At 63.8% G+C, this 16,969-nt stretch carries 13 protein-coding genes; 3 read left to right on the forward strand and 10 right to left on the reverse strand.

The window, feature by feature from the left end:
- Positions 1-89 precede the first annotated feature (89 nt).
- The 6 genes from ACSJDX_RS06120 to ACSJDX_RS06145 all read right to left on the reverse strand — a co-directional run bounded on the left by ACSJDX_RS06120 (position 90) and on the right by ACSJDX_RS06145 (position 10,007).
- Positions 90-1,268 carry a Wadjet anti-phage system protein JetD domain-containing protein gene (locus tag ACSJDX_RS06120; RefSeq protein WP_438354655.1) on the reverse strand — a complete coding sequence of 393 codons (1,179 nt, stop codon included), beginning with the start codon at positions 1,266-1,268 and terminating at the stop codon, positions 90-92.
- Positions 1,265-4,666 (reverse strand): ATP-binding protein, encoded by a 3,402-nt coding sequence (locus ACSJDX_RS06125; protein WP_438354656.1) that lies wholly within the window; start codon positions 4,664-4,666, stop codon positions 1,265-1,267. The genes ACSJDX_RS06120 and ACSJDX_RS06125 overlap by 4 nt, the downstream gene beginning before the upstream one ends.
- The gene (locus ACSJDX_RS06130; RefSeq protein ID WP_438354657.1) at positions 4,659-5,384 is read right to left on the reverse strand and encodes a DUF4194 domain-containing protein; all 726 of its coding nucleotides are present in this window, start codon (positions 5,382-5,384) and stop codon (positions 4,659-4,661) included. The genes ACSJDX_RS06125 and ACSJDX_RS06130 overlap by 8 nt, the downstream gene beginning before the upstream one ends.
- Positions 5,359-6,834, reverse strand: coding sequence for a DUF3375 family protein (locus ACSJDX_RS06135; RefSeq protein WP_438354658.1), 1,476 nt, complete (start codon positions 6,832-6,834; stop codon positions 5,359-5,361). The genes ACSJDX_RS06130 and ACSJDX_RS06135 overlap by 26 nt, the downstream gene beginning before the upstream one ends.
- A 309-nt stretch (positions 6,835-7,143) precedes the next feature.
- Positions 7,144-8,244: a 5-methylcytosine-specific restriction endonuclease system specificity protein McrC gene (mcrC, locus tag ACSJDX_RS06140; protein ID WP_438354659.1), complete on the reverse strand. Its 1,101-nt coding sequence runs from the start codon at positions 8,242-8,244 to the stop codon at positions 7,144-7,146.
- Positions 8,211-10,007 (reverse strand): AAA family ATPase, encoded by a 1,797-nt coding sequence (locus ACSJDX_RS06145; RefSeq protein ID WP_438354660.1) that lies wholly within the window; start codon positions 10,005-10,007, stop codon positions 8,211-8,213. The genes mcrC and ACSJDX_RS06145 overlap by 34 nt, the downstream gene beginning before the upstream one ends.
- Before the next feature lie 16 nt (positions 10,008-10,023).
- On the opposite strand from ACSJDX_RS06145, the gene ACSJDX_RS06150 reads away from it, so the two are divergent.
- A protein-coding gene (locus ACSJDX_RS06150; protein WP_438354240.1) for an IS3 family transposase occupies positions 10,024-11,261 on the forward strand; the annotation gives its coding sequence in 2 pieces (ribosomal slippage) (positions 10,024-10,303 and positions 10,303-11,261; 1,239 coding nt in all).
- A gap of 9 nt (positions 11,262-11,270) precedes the next feature.
- Here ACSJDX_RS06150 and ACSJDX_RS06155 read toward each other — a convergent pair.
- Positions 11,271-11,759 (reverse strand): hypothetical protein, encoded by a 489-nt coding sequence (locus ACSJDX_RS06155; RefSeq protein ID WP_438354661.1) that lies wholly within the window; start codon positions 11,757-11,759, stop codon positions 11,271-11,273.
- Positions 11,760-12,524: 765 nt separating this feature from the next.
- Between ACSJDX_RS06155 and ACSJDX_RS06160 the strand changes: the two genes are divergently transcribed.
- The gene (locus ACSJDX_RS06160) at positions 12,525-13,214 is read left to right on the forward strand and encodes a hypothetical protein (RefSeq protein WP_438354662.1); all 690 of its coding nucleotides are present in this window, start codon (positions 12,525-12,527) and stop codon (positions 13,212-13,214) included.
- 364 nt (positions 13,215-13,578) lie between these two features.
- Positions 13,579-15,069 carry a DUF5677 domain-containing protein gene (locus ACSJDX_RS06165; protein ID WP_438354663.1) on the forward strand — a complete coding sequence of 497 codons (1,491 nt, stop codon included), beginning with the start codon at positions 13,579-13,581 and terminating at the stop codon, positions 15,067-15,069.
- 653 nt (positions 15,070-15,722) lie between these two features.
- Here the strand turns inward: ACSJDX_RS06165 and ACSJDX_RS06170 are convergent.
- From ACSJDX_RS06170 to ACSJDX_RS06180, 3 genes are all read right to left on the reverse strand, one after another.
- A complete protein-coding gene (locus tag ACSJDX_RS06170) occupies positions 15,723-15,878 on the reverse strand; it encodes a hypothetical protein (RefSeq protein ID WP_438354664.1) in 156 nt (51 codons plus the stop codon).
- Positions 15,879-15,933: 55 nt separating this feature from the next.
- The gene (locus ACSJDX_RS06175; protein ID WP_438354665.1) at positions 15,934-16,131 is read right to left on the reverse strand and encodes a hypothetical protein; all 198 of its coding nucleotides are present in this window, start codon (positions 16,129-16,131) and stop codon (positions 15,934-15,936) included.
- Between the two features lie 155 nt (positions 16,132-16,286).
- Positions 16,287-16,895, reverse strand: a complete 609-nt coding sequence (locus tag ACSJDX_RS06180) for a DUF305 domain-containing protein (protein WP_438354666.1) — start codon at positions 16,893-16,895, stop codon at positions 16,287-16,289.
- Positions 16,896-16,969 lie beyond the last annotated feature (74 nt).

Genomic DNA, 16,969 nt, shown 5'->3' on the forward strand with positions numbered 1-16,969 from the left:
CCTAGGCTCGACCTCACGATGACAATGGAAGTGGCAGGCGAGAGAAAGACACTTGCGATCGCAATCGGGGTGTCGTCGAACGCTACCCGTCATGATCTATAAGAAGTCGCGTGCATGCGGACGAGCATCTCCCGCGCCTCGCGCAACGGGATCCGCTCCTGCTCGACACGCCGAGGTCCCGCGGCGGCGGGGTCGTTGAGCGCAGAATACAAGGCACGCTCGTGTTCTTCGAGATTCGCCGGCGCCGGGCGACCATCCGGGTTGATGGGGTTTCCCCGCCTGTCGAGGTTCGTCCCGTACGCCTGCCACCGCTCGAAAGTGGGGACGTCCATGAACAGCGAACGGGCCTGGATGCCAGCCTTGCGGAACTGGTCCAGGATGCGAAGCCCATCCGTGTCCATGTCGCCCCAGTAGACAACGAGGTGAGCGTCGCGGAGCCAGCCGAACGCTGCGAACGCGCCCGCACCCGACCCGGCTCCTTCCACGGCGATCGCACCAGGAACCTGTGGAAAGTGGATCGCGGTGTCCTTGTTTTCGCAGATGACGACGAGGCCCGGCGTATACGCGGGGGTGAACGTATCTCCGACCGTTGCGGAGTCGTGTCGACGCCCACCTGCTGCGAGGTGCTCGGGGTCGATGTACGTGAAGTGGATACGGGACGGGTGCCTTGGGAGCAGCCCCAACTCGCTGAGTCCCGACAATCGCGCGACAACCTGCGTGCGGGTCTCAAGCCATTTTGTGTGAAACCCCGCAAGGGGCACCTCCCTGGCGCTCAGGCCAGAGGCAGGGTGCTCCTCGAACCATGCGGCCGCCTGCGTCAGCAGCTCTACGTCGACAGGAGACCAGTCGGCCGTCGCGGCGACGGTCTGGGCAAGGACGTCACGGCGGTCGGGGAACTGCGCGTCGATGGCATTGGCGTACTCGCGTCCACGGATGATCCGTGCCATCCACTGTTCACCGGCGACCCTGGCCGCCACATCCAAACTGGGAACAAGAATGTGTGAAAGGACCGGGTAAGTGGTCCGATCGACGCGGATGTTGCTGTCGACTACGGTCGCCCCGTTCTCAGACGCCCACGTCCGCCACTGGTCGACAAGGTCGATGATGTCGCCGTAGTCGTTTTCGATGGACGCAGGGTCAGGGCGACCGAGCGCGTACCGGCGCGGCCACCATGTCGGTGCGCTCGCGACCTCCGCGGCGACGTCATTCGCCCAGCGCTGTTCAACATGCTGACGGATCCGCCGCTCGATGTCCGCGATCTGTCTCACGCGGTCCTCACATGATGGACATGATCGACGAAGGAGTGCCCCGTCTCGCGGTTCTTCGAGATGACGATGGTCTGAGCTACGTGTCGCTCCAAACCTGTGTACTTGTCGAGCGGAGCGCCAACGATCAGCTGGAAACCGAGGCCCTTCCACGCTTCCACCGCGCGGCCTGCATACTCTGAGTCTGCTTTGATGAAACCTTCGTCGAGAAACACAGGCGCGAACCGGGGCAGCGCCCCGAGCTCGTCCCCAAGCTGGAACCGGAGCGCGGCTCCGACGATAAATGCGACCAGTTCTTGCATCTCGCCACCGCTCTTGCCCGCCAGTGATGAATACTCGGCTGCCGGTTCCCCATCCCGCGTGAGCTCGCGGGCGGTGATCTCTACATGCCGGCGGACATCGAGGATCTCCTCCCGAGCGACGGTCTCACGCTGCGCCGGACTCAAGACCGGGTCGTCACGCTTGCGAATGCGTGCGATGAACTCCCGCATCTGCGCGAACCTCAGCACTAACTCTTCGTCCGACGTGCTCTTCGTGGCGAGCTTGCGGAACGATTCGAGCTCGCGGCGGAAGGTGGTGACCGTCTGGGGAGCAAGCCGCCGCATCTCAATCTTCAGGCGTCCGTCTGTCGGCCCGAACGAGAGCCGTTCGAGGATCGCGTTGACTGAGTCGAGCCGCGCACCGATGTCGTCGACAGCGGAACTCATCGCGCTGCCGAGCAGCCTCAAACTCTTCCCCGACCATTGGAGCGCACTGCGACGCCATAGCTCTCGTTGCTCATGGATGCCGACCCGCGTGATGTCTTCGAGGATCGCTAGGTACTCGCGATACGAAGCGAGGGAGGTGCCACGCGTCGGGTCATACCACTGATTCTGGAAGTTCTGGAACGTCCGCTCGAGCTGCTGAACAGCGGACTGCTCCGCCGAGGACGCACGAGCTACCTCGTCGCCGAGATGCTCACCGAGCCGCTTCAGACTGACCTTCCACGTCTGACTGGTCGCCTGCTCACCGGCGAGGACCCGCACCCAGGCACCGTCGAGCTTGGCGATCAGCGAGTCATCAAGGGCGACTGACGAGTCGTCTTCGAGCGCCCACAGGATGGTCTTGACCTCATCAACGATGTCGGCGTTGTTCTCATACGCGATACCGATGCCCTCTCTCGCCTCCTCGAGCTTGTGCTGGTGCCGCTGAGCGAGACCGACCGCGTGGGTCATCTCATCGACCTGCTTCTTGAGCGTCGCGAGCGCACCGTCGGCTGCCAGCAGATCAGCTTGCTGCTTACGCAGCCTGGCGGCCAAGGTGACGGGTGTCTGCACGTCCACGTCGGTCCACCCGAAGAACAAGGTCTTCTCGTACGCGATACCGCGAGCACGGAGGTCGCTGAGCTTCTTCTCGATGCCGGCGCGTGCTTGCATTGACGCGGCCAAAGCGTCATCGATCTCCCGCGCGTCCTGTTCGAACTGCTGGCGTATGTCGGCGTTGTCGAACCCAATCACCGGTCGACTGCTATTCACTCCGTGCGCACCATGCGTGCCCCGGCGGGTCTGACCACTTGGGGTGACCCTCAGCCCGTCACCGCGCAGCTGTCCAGGCGATGGCACGCACAATGCGTTTCGAGATGGGTCGGAGATGTGGTCGATCACCCAACCCTGGTACGGGGAGTCTTTGAACACGAGTTTGCCCGCCACTTTCTCGGGGTCCAGCAGCGTGGTGCGCGCGCTGTTGCCGCGCACCACGCCCTCGAAGTACAGGCGGGGGCTGAGGTGGAGCGGCTCGATCGCCTGCGAGAAATGGTCCTGGAGCTCTGCGGGGATGAGCATGCGCCGGGCACTGGCAGACAGGATGGTCTCCACCGCGTGCCGCCACCCTTCCTCGCCGTCAGCGAGGTCGATGAGCTCGGCGACATAGGGCAGGTCGGAGACCGGGATCCCAGACGCTTCCGAAACGAGGAGGCGTCGTTCGATCATGGACTTGTCGACACGGCTCGTCCGTCCATCGAGAGACCGAAGCTCGCCGCGGATCCTCACCTTCGCGTCGCCAAGAGGGACTTCCTCGCCGAGCATCCGGTCGCGGGTCTCCGCGAGCTCCTTCTCCTGTTCCTGTGCGAGCGAGGGGAAAGCACGCGCGTCGGCCTGCAGGCGCATGAAGTCGGGCTCGCTGTCGATCGTCCGGTCGAGCACGAGCAGCGGTTCCTCCAAGCGCACTCGTGTCCGCCGACGTCCTTCCGCCTCGGCCTCGTGTGCTGCGATCTCGACAGTCAACTGCTTATCCCGGTCACCTCCGCCGGCGGCGTACTCGGCTTTCGCGCTGTCCAGCGCCTCCTCCTGCGCGAGAGCCACGGTCTTCGCCGTTCGCAGCTGCTCGTCGGTCGTCACCATCTGCTCGCGGAGCTGGTCCGCCTCCGCATCGAGGATCCGTACGTGGGTGCGCAGCCGCCACAATCCAGCCGGAGTGTCGTTGGAGTCGATGGCGCCGAGCGCGCGGGCCTGCGCGATGTCCTGCTGTGCGGCGACCATCTGCGCGTGCAGATCGACGATCGGCTCAAGTAGATCCGCCTGCTGCTGGGAGACCTCCATCTTCCTGTACATCTCGTCCAACTCGTCGAACGTCGCGATCGCCTCGTCGGCGACCTTGAACGTCTCGGGGACTTCGATGACGAGCTTCTTGTACAGATCGTCGACAGTCCGACTCATTGTGCCTGCTTGAATTCGCGCGAGAAGGTCGAGGGCCTTCGCACCGTCGCCACTCTGTCCAATGCCCAAGCGGGAGAAAAGTGACTGTGAGAACTCGTCGTAGGACCCGTAGATTCGCAGATCAGGCCAGCGCGCCTTCAACGCCCTCGCTGGGTACGACTCGGATCCGACCCTCGCGAACTCGTACAGGTCACCGACATTGAAGGTGCCGGGAGTCGTCATCATACGCTTCACGACGTCCCCGTCGCGTGCTGCGGCGGCTGGGACGAAGTAGGCCCGAACGACGGTGAAGCGGTTGCCGGTGTCAGCGACAAAGGTCGCTGCGATCGCACCCCACGTGGGCTTGCCCTGCCCTCGTAGGCTCTTGTCGACAGTCATCCCCTCTTCGACGGTGTCGTCGGTCTTCCCTTTCAGGTAGGTGCGAAGGGATCGCTGGTCGGATCCACGAACCCGCCCGCCTGCCGCCGCGTTCGACGCACCGTTGAACGCGACGTCGGAGGGCATCATCAGCGCGAGGTATGCGTCGAGGATTGTGGATTTGCCGACACCGGATGCACCGGTGACGATCGTTGCATCGTGATGGAACTCGAACGTCGTGGTCTTCTGGTGGAAACCGCCCCAATTAACGACCTGGATCCGCTCGATCCGCCAGTGTGTGTCGGGAATGAGTGGACGTGCCTTGTCCGCGGTGAGTGTGAAGTCAGTCATCGGTCGGGTCCTCGGTGGCCAGGAAGGCGAGAAGTTCACGGAGCTTGGTGACGGGCATCAGCCGTTCGATCACGGGAGAAACCTCATAGACGCCCTCCTCCTTCGTGGAGTCGAGCAGCCCGGTGGCTGCGACTGCCAGGATCGCCCGATCGACGCGACCGGCGTCCATGTGATGGTCAGTGGCGGCCTTCGGGCGAACGGACACCGCGAATGCATGGATGTCGGCGGTGGTGACGAGTGCACGTGAGGCGCCCGCAACCGTCTGATTCCGGTGCGCGATGCACAAAAACACGAGCACGATCGTCTGTTCCCGGTTCCAGGTCATGGATCGGAGCAGGTGGGGGAAACTGCGGGTCGAGTCGGTGTTGCGGACCTGCACCTTGAACGCGACCTCGTACCGGGCGTCGTACTCGAGGTCTAGGTAGAGATCGTTGAGTCGCGACCGGATGTCGTAGCGGTGGGCGGCGAGTCCCTTCCACTCCCTTTTGTGCGTGGCTGCGGTGATGAACCGATCACTGAGCAGTGCGACAAGCGCGGCCCGAGCGTCGGGGTGAAGCGTCCCGATGTCGCCATCAAACTCAACGATCGTGGGGTTATCGTCGTCGATGTCGGGCTCCTCGCCGAGGAGTTCTCTGGGGGTGCTGTCGGTGGGGTCGTCGATGACGGTGTCGAGATCTGCCACCTCGTCGAAGTCAGAGCTCGTCGTCATGGCTTTCATCTCTCGAGGTTGGCTTCAGCTCCGGCATGAGCAGTACCTGCTCGGAGCCGTCGGGGCGGCGGGTCACATACAGCTCGGTTTGTCCGGTGCGCGCCAGGTCGTCTCGGTCTGCGACGAGGTGGAGCACCCCGAGCGCGTCGACGGGACGGCGAACGTCGTCGGGAAGCTGCGGGAACACGTGCGTGGCGACGGTCCAGTCGCCGTCGCCGGCAGTGTCCAAAGCAAGGCGCAGCACTTCCAGATGCGGGCCACCGAACCGGCGGAGGTCCTCGAGACTCATCGAGTCCGGCCGCTCATCCTCGGTTTCGTTGAGTGGATCGAGGGGAACGTCAGACGCCGGGTCGTAGAACTTCTCCCGGAGATAAGTGATCTCCGCGCTATCGGGCACGAGCGCCGCCGGCACCTCCACGCGAGGCCCCGCATCCAGCATCCATCTGCCCAGCGCGTCCTCGACCTGCATCAGCACTCGGTCGAGTTCACGGTCTTCGGCGACGTTCCGCGATCGAATGAAAGTGTTGAGGGTTTCGACAGTATCGACGATCTTCGTCATCGTCTCCCGCGCGCCGTCTCGGATGACGCGCACGATCCCGACCATCGCCCTCTTCTCGGTGGCGCTGAGGACCGAGGCGATATCGGGATGATTGACCAGAGATGTGATGTCGGTGCGAAGCTGGTCGAGGAGGGCGTCGTCGTCGAGAAGGTTGAACGCCCCCTCGAACGCGCGGCCCTCTGGAGTCGCGATCGTGAGGTCGTCTGCACGAACTAGGAAGTCCGCGACAATCTCCCCGGCGGGGCGGTCGTCCGCGCGGAAGTCAGCCCGCAGCTGCTCCTGGAGGGCCTCTACTACCTCGCCGACACGCGCGAACTCTATGGGCAGACCGGAGACTAGATCCTGCAGCTCGACGAGCCCCTCGAGGATGTAGTCCGCCGACACCGGCTCGAGCTGTCCGCCAGCATCCAACCGCGCAAGTTCCGCCTCATTCGCTGCGATCTGTTCACGGATACGCTGCTTCCGGGCCTCCACGTCTGGGTTGGCAGCCACACTCAACCGATTCGCGGTGTCGACGATGTTCTTGATTCGGTGCTCTGACAAGTTCACCCGATCACGGGTGAGGTCACGGACGAGCCCGAGGGCCTGCATCGCATGAGACGTGAGCGTGTAGGTCGTGCCGTCCACGTCGCGAGTCAGCCACCGGCGGCGCACCCACAGCATGCACACATCCCGGCCGTCCCCGTCGGGCACGTGGGGAAGCCCGCGCTCGCGCAGCTCTCGAAGGAGCGCATCGACGACTTGATGCAGTCGAGCGGCGGCTTGCGTCTTCTGATCTTGCGAGAACGCGGTACGCAGGATCGCGACGTTCGCCGGAGCAAGTGACCCACGCAACAGCGACAAGGTCGGCTCATCGAAGGCCGAGGCTACGCGGCTGTGTTCCGCGACGATGCTGCTCACATGGATCTCCCCGGGCCGGACATGACGTGTGAGTCCGAATGATGCCAGACGGAACAGACATTGAGCACGCGAGTCACGCCGTGACTGGGTAGTAGTGCGACACCACCGCGTTCGATCTACCATCGATGCGGCTGCGCCCGCTACGCGTCCCCAGCGAGAGCATCAGCACCAGGCACGCAGCGTCGCGGGCTCGTAAGGAGGCAGGCGTCACCTGCAATCGGCAGACTGGCAAGCGGCGCGCCGGGCGCCTCGGCCCGCGACGTCAGCAAAGGCACCCAAACTGCGCGCACGATCTGGATCCGCCTCGGTTCAGGATGCGACCGCCTTCGGCATGGGGTCGAGCCAGTCGAGCACCTCTTCGAGACGCGCTGCGATCGACGCCCAGGGCTGGTTGAGGTCGAGCGTCTGCGCGCCGATCCGGTTGCCCTGGATGACCACGTCGAGATCGGGTTGCGTGTCCGCATCCGTCTGCGCGTAGAGGAGGAGCCCGGCGACGCTGCCGTCGTGAGCCGTGTCCTCGTTCTTCACGTACGCGAGCATCTGGTACAGATTCGCCGAGTCGACGGTCTGCGTGCCGAATCGGCCCTCCTGGAGGTTCTGCTTGTAGTACTTCGCATCGACGATGAGCGTGCGTCCGCCGCGTCGCAGGGTCACATCAGTCTGCATCGCGGGCAGATGACCGCTGAAGAGGCTCGGAGAATCGAGATCCCACGCGATGGTTGGTGCTCCCGGAGACAGCTCGGGGTGATGAAACGCGTAGTACTGCCGGAGAAAACGCTCGTAGAGCCTGCTCATCGCATCATCCGACATCCACTCCGACAGCCGAGCCGCGCCGGTGTCCTCGGTGGGAAGGAGCCCCCGGACGATGAGCTCGCAGACCCCGAGCAGCAGCCGATACGACGCGTTCGAGCGATGGTAGGTCAACGCATCCCACCGGATCGACCGCGGAGAGATGAGTGTCACCTCGTCGAGATACGGAAGCACGCGCCGGAGCGCGTCGCGGCGCGGCTCCTTCACCTCACCGTGGCGCAGGAGAAGGATGATCACCGACTTGAGCGCTTGATTGTGCGGGGTGTCGACCTCGTACTCGTCGAAGTCGCAGATCAGGCGCCCGCGTGTCAGCGTGCGTGCCCCGACGCTGCGCGTGACGTCGATGCGCCCGCGCACGGTCGCGAGCTCTTCGCTGCGGGCGACGTAGTCGCGATGCAGGCCACGCTTCACCTGCGATCCGACGCCGACGGCGAGGATCTCGGCGAGCAGGTCGTGCAGGTGGTCGAACTCCTCGGCCGTGATCCGGGCCGTGCCAGTGCTGCGCAGCGCGCGAAACGCATACGCGAGCATCACGTACACGTTGCGAATGGCAATGCTGCGATCGATCATGCGGCGGCGGCCCGCAGCCTGATCGCCCACGTGCGCGCCGTCTCCGGCTCATCGAACCAGTACTCCTCGAGCAGGGGCACGAGTTCGTCTTCGACGATCGATCGCAGCCAGTCCTCGTCGGCGTCGTCATCCGCCGGAGGCGAGAGGTAGCTGTGGCCGATCGCGAAGCCGGCGCCGAGTGCGGGATCGTCTGCGATCGCGCGGTTGAGGTCGATGATCGTCGAGACGAGGGCGTCGAGGGCGGAATTCTCCTCCGCCTGCTGCCAGGCCGTGAAGCCCGCCGAGTCGAAGCCCGGGGTCATGCTGAAGAAGCCGAACCGGCGACGCAGCGCGTAGTCGAGCACGGCGAGGCTGCGGTCGGCCGTGTTCATCATGCCGATGATGTGCACGTTCGGAGGCACGGTGAACGTCTCGTTCTTGTAGAGCAGACGAAGCTCCTGTCCGCGCTTGTCGGCCTCGATAAGCATCAGCAGCTCGCCGAAGAGCTTCGAGATGTTGCCGCGGTTGATCTCGTCTATCACGAAGAAGTAGGGCTTGCTCGCGTCATCCTTCCGCGCCTCTTCGCAGAATCGGTAGAACGGCCCCTCGGCGAGGGTGAAGCCGCCTGCCTCGGTGGGCCGGTAGCCCATCATGAAGTCCTCGTATGAGTAGCTCTGATGGAACTGCACCATCTGCACGCGCGTGCGATCCTTCGCGCCCATGATCGAGTACGCGAGACGCCGGGCTGCGTACGTCTTTCCCACGCCGGGAGGGCCCGCGAGGATGACGTTCTTCTTGCGCAGCAGGAGTGCGCGCAGCCGGTCGTACGCGGCCGTATCGAGGTAGACCTCGTTGAGGAAGGCAGCGCGGTCGTAAGGCGGGGCCGGGGCGACGAGTTCCTCGGTTACAGCGACATCCACATCGTCCTCGGCGAACAGCGCTTCGAGCTTGCCCACATAATCGCGGTAGGGAGTTATGTCAGTGAGCGTCTTCAGCACCGCATCGCCTGGATGCTCCCACTCACCGACGTGCGTCCATTTCACAGAGCGGACGTGTCGCCAAGGATCACGGTCCGGCTCAAATCGCGCCTCCGAGACGACTTCGCCACGACCGATGATCTCCTTGCGTCCGCGCTTGGCGTAGACGATATCGCCGACGGCGATCTCGTTCTGGAACTGCCAGAGACACAGCACATCGTTCTTCATCGACGACGTGGAGCCGGATGCCTCGGCAAGATCGGCCCGGATCGCTTCCCGATCGGCGTATTGCGAGAGGTCACCGATTTCGGTCCAACCGATCGCCATGATGCCCTCGACCTGGAACTCATCCCATCCTGAGGCCTGCGCCCCCGGGGAGAGGAGCCAGTAGTGCCGAGGTCGGGGCTCATCGACGACCGGCGGCTTCGATGCGGCTGCGGTGTCCCAGAGTTGGTGCACACCGGGTGACCAGAAGTTGAATGTGCCGTCGATCTCACTCGCGAGCTTGGCGCGGATCGAGACCAGGTCTCGATCCAGTGAGAGCGCGTCATTCCCCGACGACCCTCCGATCCGGTCAGCCAGCGCTGATCGGATCCGCGTCTTCATGTTCGTCGACGAGATCGGATCGAAAGCAGCCGGAAAAACCAGGAATTGCATAGCATTTCGGAAGTCAGGCGCGCTGTCTCCGGCATCGATCATGATCTGCTGCATCCGCCACGGGTCAGACTTGGCGGACGACCGTTCCTCTTCGGACCGCCCCCGCCATTCCCGGACGAACGTGGCCGCCCAGATGAGATGCAGCCACTGAATCGGCCTGACTTTCGTTCCGTTCTTCAAGCAAGGATGGAACTCGATGAACAGGAAGTATTCGCCGGAGATGTGTGAGCGCGCGCTGCGGATGCTCGCGGAGACGCGGCCGTCGCACCCGAACATGATGAGCGCGGTCCGTCACGTCGCGGGGTTGCTGGGCATGAGCCCGGAGACGCTGCGGCTCTGGCAGCGCCGCTACGAGGTCGACGCCGGCGGCAAGCCTGGGGTCACGACCGAGGCCGCGCAGCGGATCAAGCAGCTCGAGAAGGAGAACGCCGAGCTGCGGAAGGCGAATGAGATCCTCAAGGCTGCGAGCGTGTTTTTCGCGAAGGAGCTCGACCGCCCCTGACCGAGATGATCCGGTTCATCAATGAGCACCGGGATCGTTTCGGGGTCGAGCTCATCTGCCGTGTCCTGCGACCGGCAGTGCAGGGCTTCCTCACCTCCCGCGGCTACCGCGCCGCCATCGGCCGTGCGCCGTCCGCGCGGCAGTTGAAGGATGAGCTGCTGGTCCCGGAGGTCGCGAGGCTGCACGCCGAGAACTACGGCGTCTACGGCCGCCGGAAGATGCATGCGCTGATGCGCCGGCAAGGCTGGGACATCGGCCGCGACCAGACCGAACGCCTCATGCGGCTCGCTGGGGTCCGCGGCGTCCGGAAGTCGAAGCGGGTATTCACCACGCGCTCCGACAAGACCGTGGCGCTGCCGAGCGACCTGGTCAACCGTCGCTTCACCGCGCCGGCGCCGCGACGGCTCTGGGTGTGTGACGTGACGTATGTCGCCACCTGGTCCGGTTTCGCGTACGTCGCGTTCGTCACCGACGTCTACTCGAGGCGGATCGTCGGCTGGAACGTCGCATCCACGCTGCGCGCCGAGATCCTGCCGATGCAGGCGCTCGACATGGCCGCCTGGGGCGTCGGCGGACGGCTCGACGGGCTCATCCATCACGCTGACCATGGGTCGAACTACACCGCGATGGTCTACACGGAGCGGATCGTCGAGCTCGGCGCGGTCCCCTCCACGGGGACCGTCGGCGACTCGTTTGATAACGCGATGGCAGAGGCGGTCAACAACCTCTACAAGACCGAGCTGATCCGTCAGCGCGGACCGTGGCGGACCGTCGAGCAGGTCGAACTCGCGACGCTCGAGTGGGTGTGGTGGTGGAACAACCAGCGCCTCCACGGCGAGCTCGACATGCGCACCCCGATCGAGGTCGAGAACGCATACTACGCTGACCTGGAATCAGCCCAACCGGCACCTGCCGGACAAGGCTCCCGATAGGAACGAAAGTCAGGCCGATTCACACAGACGACCGTTGTATCCCTGCCCGCCCTTAAACCCGGCTTGCTCGGTCGGACGGTCAAGGCAGGCGCTCATCCACTCGGGTACTGACGCCACGGGCTCGCTCATCTTGAGCACCCGCGTGAGGTGTTCGCGCCGCGTGGCCGGCGCCGCGTTGAAGACCGGCTGCTCGCGGAGGAAGACGAGCTCGGCTGCCAGCAGCACGACCTCGCGAGAGGCGCCGGCGAGCTGATACTCGAGCTTGTCCCACTGCCCGGCATCGGTGCCGAGGATGGGGTTGTCCTCGATTCTGCGGCGCAGTTCCTCGGCCGCCTCGGCAGTCCAGATGACGGCCGTCGGGTCGATGACGGAACGCCCGTCGCCCAGCATGTGCACGAATATCTCGGCGACTTCGCGAGCTATTGCCATGTCGTAGTCCGGACGCGTCGTCGCGGCGACCTCTATTGTGTCCGCGAGGTCGGGGAGGTCGTTCGCCATTCGTGCGCTCCTTGGTGTGCCGTCGGGAGAGGTCTTCCTCGACCGTATCGAGAAGTGCACCACACGTCAGCGGCCTACCCCCGCCTATCATCCGAAGTGGATGCGCCTTCACGGCGTCCGAGACCGACACAAGAGGTGCCGATGCCTGGACCACTCCCGGCCATTGACGAACCAACGGTCATCTTCGTCATCAACCGACTCTGTGGCAAGCCGAATGCACAAGTCTGCGCGGCGCACACCGCAACAGACTACGAAGGTCAGTCTCCCAATGGTGGCAGGCGATTCCGACCACAGTCGGATCTGGAGTAAGAGCTCCGTGATCTGACTAGCCTGCCTGACATCCAGTGTCAGGCCACGGCGTTCCCGACATCCGTGCGTGTGGGGAACGGGTTCTCGTTGCACTTGGCGCGGCGCCTCGTGCTCACCAAGTCACTCGCTGCCGATGTGGCCCCCTCGGGGACTCGAGTCCTGGGTGTCGCGCCCAGCTTCGTGCCCGCGAAGGGCACCATCGCGGCGGCGACGGCGGGGATGGAGGATAAGTAAGTTGGCCCGGTGTGAGGCCGTCGTCGATTACGAACCTCTCTTCGCGGCTTGCGAATACGGATCGAAGTAGAAGGTCGTCACCCGCAGCAACCCTGGCATCATTCGTGGATGGCCATACCTTCATTCATGTCGGTCCAGATCAGCGCTATTCGAACCCTCCCCGGAGGAACAGACAAGTGCGTGATCGGAGGCACTGCGTTCGTAGTCGATCACGGAGGCGAGATGTATCTCGTCACCAACGGCCACATCGTGACGGGCCGACACCGCACGACCGACCACTATCTCGGGCTACCGGCCTTGCCGCACTACCTGAAAGCCACCTTCCCCACCGCCGGCGTGCCATTGGGCGAGGAAGAATTGGCACTGATTGGCACCCGGACGGTAAATCTATCCCTCTACGACGACGACGACCGAGCGCTTTGGCTCGTCCATCCTCAGTTCGGACGCAAGTTTGACGTAATAGCTTTACCTCTTACGGATCTCGACAAGAGCGAATCGACTCAGCCCCGCATAGCACTTTCCCCGTATTCGATGGCCCACAGCCTGCCTGTGTCCGATTTCGAGCCAACGCGGGACGTCAGCGTCGTGGGCTTTCCTTTTGGACTGAGCGCGGGTGCCAGATCGGCAATCTGGGTGCGAGGTTCCGTGGCTTCTGAGCCCTGGGCGGGCTTCGAGGGGGACCCGTGTTTCCTCATCGACGCGCGCACGCGGGAGGGCCAGTCGGGGTCGCCATGCATCGTCCCTTGGTCGTCCGGTGAGAGCACCGCGAACCCGGAACCGTTCCCGTGGCGACTCGTTGGGGTGTACTCCGGACGCACCGACTCCGCGTCCGACCTCGGCCGTGTGTGGCCGGTATCTGTGGTGTCGACCATCATTGACGCCCGCCGTCGTGATGACCTGCGACTGGTTTGACCATCCAATACAGCGCAGACACCCAAAGATGCCCCTCCGCTGGGTAGAAGCTGGCGTGTCAGATCGGCTGCACTCTGCGCAGCGGCGCCGATTCCACGAGAACGCCCGTCACCGCCACGCTGCCGAACCGCTTGACCCATGAGACCAGTCGCTTGTTGGCGCTGCCTACTTCAGAGAAGGCCCCCGACCCTCGGGCAGAGTACAGGATGCCGAGTGAACTCGACCCACGGGGTTAGCGCTGTGCCGCGATTTCCACCACAGTACTTGAGTGTCCAACAAACGGAAGAAATCAGCTCGCAAACCGCGACGGTCGTCGTCATCGATCTCCGACCACAAGCGGGTTGGGCGTGAACTCCTTCCCCCCATGCTGGCGATGGGGTCGGCACCCTTCGTGTTTGTGAACTGGGCGCGTGACAGCCTCCCGGACTACCTGTGGGTCGCAGCCCAGCTTCACGGCGGTAAGCAGCGTGTACTAACGACAGCGGTTCAGCTCGATCTGGCTTCCGTCTCCATCGCCGAGCACGTGACGCAGATGCCGTCCGAGTGGGTACTCGATGGGACGCTCTCCTCTTTCGAGCAGCTGCCCGAACCTGCGCGTTCCGCTCTGCTCGGGAGGCTCGACGCGACAGGCACCTACGAAGACTTCATTCCTGAGGAGCTCGCACACACACTGGCGCTGTATGAAGGTGCACCCGGGGCGTGGTTGGTTGCGCCCTGGATCGAGCGTGGGCTGGTTGCGGACGCGTCGACCGCCGAGGACTGGCTCCGACCCATCGTCGCTGCTGCGCTGGATGGCCGAGCATCACTTGCGACATGGTCGAAGGCGTTGACCATTCGCCAACTCATGCAGGCAGGCCGCGTTCACTTCGGCGAAAACATTGGTTTCCTCGAGCTTCTCCCGCGGTACCCATTCGACACGAATGACGATGAGACCGCCCGGGTCGAATCGAGTCTCCGGGCGATGTTTAACGCTATTGCCCCGAAAGCGTCGACAGATTGGCCGCGCGCTTTCTGGCGTTCCAACTGGCGCCTGTTCGAGTGCGAGTGGCCGGACGCCCACGATGCCGCCGAGACCGAGGTGACCCCCGCCGCCACAACAGACGCACCCACACTCCACGACTACCTGCGCGATCTGCAGAGCCGTGCCCAGCAACTCTGGGACACGTACTTCGAAGCCGCAACGACAACGTCGCCGGATCTCTACGACCCTGACCGCTTTGAGGTCCTCACGGGCCTGGTGGGACGCGCAGTCCGGTACGTGCTGTCGTTCACTCAGACTCCGCCGATGTGGACGATGGAGCACGGAGCGCCAATACTCCGAGCCCTACTGGAAACGGAGATCGTGTTCCGCTACCTCCTCCACACGGAGGGCGATGAACCGCTCTATGCCAAGTTCAAGACCTACGGCGCAGGCAAGATCAAGCTGTTGAAACTCCACGTCGAGGAGCACATCGACAGTCTGGACACCCCACCGGAGGACCTCCTGCAGTACCGCGATTACCTCGAGGCCGTCGTCAACCGAGACATCTATGAAGAGTTTCAATCTGTCAACCTCGGCGGCTCATTCTCAGGGGTCGACACACGTCGGATGTCCCAAGCGGTCGGGATGGAGTCGGACTACAGGTTCGTATTCGCGCCAGCTAGCAGCAACGTGCACGGCGAGTGGGGAGTCATCGACGAAAACGTGTTCACGACTTGCGCTAACCCGCTCCATCGTTACCATCGCATCGTCGCGGAACCCTCCCCGACCCTAATCGGCGCTTCCTTCGTGGAGAGCATCATGGATCGTGCGACCGACCTCGTCCAAAGATACGTCGCCGAGATCGCGAGGGGCGGGAACACTCCCCCAGCCTGAAAAAAGTGACTTCCTTGTGGAAAGCCGCAACCGAGGCCTTCGTAGAAACTCCAGCGGAAAGTGTCACGGCAAAGATGACCTGCCCGGCCCGAATCAGCCCGATTTGAGCGACACCTAGTGTCACCTCACCGCGTTCCCGACACCTGGTCGTTGTTGGGAACGCGTTCTCGTTGCACTAAAGGCCTTTTCGTTGCACTAGCCGATTTCCCAACTGCACTAAATGCAATGACACGCAGAGCCGCCGTCTGCGTACCGGTGTGGATCACGGATTGCGGCCGTCAGACAAACTCGTCAGATCAGGCGTAGTCGGGGTGGTCGTGAGTTGCCGCGCGCTGTTTCCCAGGCGCGTGCAGCATCAAGGTAGGGGCGGGTCCACTCGGGAAGCTCATCTGTGTGGCGTATGAGTTCGCCCCACCTGTCGGGCTCGTCGCTGAACCCGAGTCCCTTGTCGCCGCCGAGTGTTCCATCGACGCGCACCCGCGTGCCGTCGATGAACACGTGCAGCGCCCCAGGCGAGTCATGCGTAGCCCAATGTTCCACTCGTAGGACTCGCGGAGATACCACCAGTCGGCGCTGCTGGGCCTCCGTCCCGACAACATCAGGCAACCCGTCCGGTAGCTTCCACGAGTAGGCGACGTCGCAGCGCTCGACTGTCACGCGTGCACCTCAACGTCGCTGATCGTGACTCGTTGAGAACCGACCGGGTTCTGATGGTCGTGCGCGACGCCAGCCCCGATCACGCGCGTCTGGTGTGCCGCCGCGGTCAGCGCGGGGATAGCCTGCGCGGTCGTCTCGGTGGTTGTGGTCATACGCGCATTCTGTCGGTGAGTCGGGACATCGTCAGGGGATCGGATCGAATGCGAGCTAGCTGGCTTGCGAGTCGCGCTGATAATCAAAGAATCCGAAGGATGTCTGCTGTTCCATCAGGCGAAAGATCACGCCGTGGTGATCCAGGACGCTCTTCGGGCTGCCGTCGGGTTGGAGGGGACAGACGACGGGCTCCCCGGCGGATGTGGGAACGGGCCCTTCGTGCAAAACCGCGACGTACGTCTTGATGGTCATGCGTTCGACGCTACCCGGGACCGACGCCAGACTAGCGTCCTCACCTGCTTGAGTATGCAGCTGCGGACGGGCCAACGCTCTGAGGGTCGAGCGCCCGTCGAGACGGGCGTGCAGTGTGAGGGACGTCGATTGCCGGCGTCCCTCACACTGGTCCGTTAGAGCTGTGCGAGAAGCTCCTGCATAGTGGCGATCTCCGCGGTCTGCGTGTCGATGATGGTCTGCGCCATTCCGATCGCGTCCGCGTTCTGGCCGTTATCGACCTCGTCCTGCGCCATGGTGATGGCGCCCTCGTGGTGCATCGTCATCTGCTCGAGGAACAGGCGAGACGCCTCGGTGCCGGTGGCGGCGTCGAGAGTTTGCATGTCCTCGTCGCTCATCATCCCGTCACTGTGATCCATACCGCCCATCGAGCCGGTGCCGTTATCGGCGCCCCACTCTTGCAGCCATCCCTGCAGCTGCTCGATCTCGGGCTGTTGGGCGGCTTTGATCTGCTCTGCAACGGCGAGGACGCCGGCGTCGATGCCGTCTTTGGCGAGGATCATGTCGGCCATCTCGACGGCCTGCTGGTGGTGCGGGATCATCATCTGCGCGAACATCACATCCGCTTCGTTGAAGTCCGCCATCACCACGGACGGTGAGGCGCTGCTGCTGCCGTGATCCATGCCCGGCATCGAGCCGGAACCAGCGGTGTTACTGGCGCAGCCGGCGAGGGTGAGGGCGGTGGCCAGAGCCAGTGCGGCGGTCGCCGCGGTACGAATTCTCATCAGGGTTCTCCAAAAAAGGGGTACGTGAAAGGTGCGCCGAGTCAGGTAGACCCGGCGTGCGAAGGATCGAGCCT

The organism is Microbacterium fluminis, from assembly GCF_051549805.1.
Taxonomy (GTDB): Bacteria; Actinomycetota; Actinomycetes; order Actinomycetales; family Microbacteriaceae; genus Microbacterium.

Bases quoted from the DNA above. Each gene is read 5' to 3' on its own strand.
- ACSJDX_RS06170 (WP_438354664.1), bottom strand. From the start codon at position 15,878: ATGACCACAACCACCGAGACGACCGCGCAGGCTATCCCCGCGCTGACC.
- ACSJDX_RS06130 (WP_438354657.1), bottom strand. From the start codon at position 5,384: ATGAAAGCCATGACGACGAGCTCTGACTTCGACGAGGTGGCAGATCTC.
- ACSJDX_RS06180 (WP_438354666.1), bottom strand. From the start codon at position 16,895: ATGAGAATTCGTACCGCGGCGACCGCCGCACTGGCTCTGGCCACCGCC.
- ACSJDX_RS06155 (WP_438354661.1), bottom strand. From the start codon at position 11,759: ATGGCGAACGACCTCCCCGACCTCGCGGACACAATAGAGGTCGCCGCG.
- ACSJDX_RS06165 (WP_438354663.1), top strand. From the start codon at position 13,579: ATGCTGGCGATGGGGTCGGCACCCTTCGTGTTTGTGAACTGGGCGCGT.
- ACSJDX_RS06160 (WP_438354662.1), top strand. From the start codon at position 12,525: ATGTATCTCGTCACCAACGGCCACATCGTGACGGGCCGACACCGCACG.
- ACSJDX_RS06125 (WP_438354656.1), bottom strand. From the start codon at position 4,666: ATGACTGACTTCACACTCACCGCGGACAAGGCACGTCCACTCATTCCC.
- ACSJDX_RS06175 (WP_438354665.1), bottom strand. From the start codon at position 16,131: ATGACCATCAAGACGTACGTCGCGGTTTTGCACGAAGGGCCCGTTCCC.